Here is a 1,349-nt window from a genome sequence, read left to right as displayed (position 1 = left end):
CGATTGGGTTGTCCCGCATGTATTGGTGGGCGCGAAGATGGGCCTTCAAATAAGCGATGACGATATCCTCGTTGCTCCGAGCCCATTGGGTGCTGGCGACGACGCCGGTTAGATAGTCCTCGCCGATGCCCTCCTCGAACAACACGCTGCCCGCGCCGACATATTGCGCAAGGCTGATGTACGGTTCCCACATGACGCTGGCCTCAATTTTGCGATCGACGAGCCCGTCCCAGCTTTCCTTCATCGTGCAATGCTCCACCCGCAGGTTCGACCGGCCCGAGGCGCGCATTAGCCGATTCAATCGACAGCCTGCGCTGGAGTGGGGCACGGTTGCGATCCGCTCAAACGGCAATTCCTCTCGCGTCTCTGTCTTATCGCTCGCAACGGCGACCGAGATGCCGCGCCCGCCGGCTGTCTTGCCGTCGAAGGCGAGCAGGACAGCATCGAAGTCGGGCAGCATACGGCTTAGGCGCTGGCTCATCATGATCGGATAGTCGCCAAGCGAAGCGATTTGGACATGCCCGCCGATCATCGCTTCAACAAGGCTTAGGCCGCTGGCCGCATCGCGCCATTCCACTTGTACGGCTAAGGGGAGACGCAGGGCGGCAAGCTCCTGCTCGAACAGCTTCAGTCCTCGAATGAGCAGCGGGCTCCACATATGCGCAGTCGCGCTTTGATAGCCGATCGTAACGGTGATAGGGGCATTCCGCTCGCAGAAGGCAGGAGTGCCCGGCGTTCGAACGATGGCGTGCGCCCGGATCCACTCGTCCAGATGAACGGGGTCGATCATAATTTCTTTGCCAATCTGGACGTAAGGCAGACGCTTGTTTCTCCGCCAACGGTCGATCGTGGAACGGCTGACGCCAAGCATATCCATCGCTTGCTGCAGCGTGACGTAAGGCAACTTTCCATTCGGCATGAGGACGCCCCTCTCCTTCATTTATCGCCTAATACCCGACTAAACGCATTGGAATTTAACATTTATAATAGTCTAGCCTATCCGCTGGTATTCGGCAACCCTTTTCATTTCCATTTCATGGGTAAATTTATCATTCGTAGTCACAGGTAGTCGATTGTATTCATTGCATTGACGATGCTTTTGAGCCCATGCTACATTCGTTTCGATCAAATACAACCAAACAAATCGGAATTATCGACCGGCCCACTGGAGATGTCCGTTTTGCCTTGCCACGGGTAAAATGCGCATCTCCTTTTTGGTATGGCTAACGATCGCTTAGAAGCGTGAGAAAGGGTGAATCCAAGCATGGAGACGAGAGAATATACAGCGGATGTCGTCATCGTGGGCGGCGGAACGGCGGGGACGATGGCTGCGATTAAGGCGAAGCAGG

The 1,349-nt window shown here is 55.7% G+C and carries 1 protein-coding gene; it reads right to left on the bottom strand.

Features of this window, described 5'->3' with window-relative positions:
* On the bottom strand, positions 1-919 hold a 919-nt coding region (locus PAECUDRAFT_RS24260; protein ID WP_040714376.1), incomplete at its 3' end, for a helix-turn-helix domain-containing protein.
* Between the last annotated feature and the right edge of the window lie 430 nt (positions 920-1,349).

It is taken from the genome of Paenibacillus curdlanolyticus YK9 (assembly GCF_000179615.1).
Lineage (GTDB): Bacteria > Bacillota > Bacilli > Paenibacillales > Paenibacillaceae > Paenibacillus_T > Paenibacillus_T curdlanolyticus.
The sequence above is the reverse complement of the archived record's forward strand: the minus strand, read 5'-3'. Positions and strand labels throughout refer to the sequence as shown.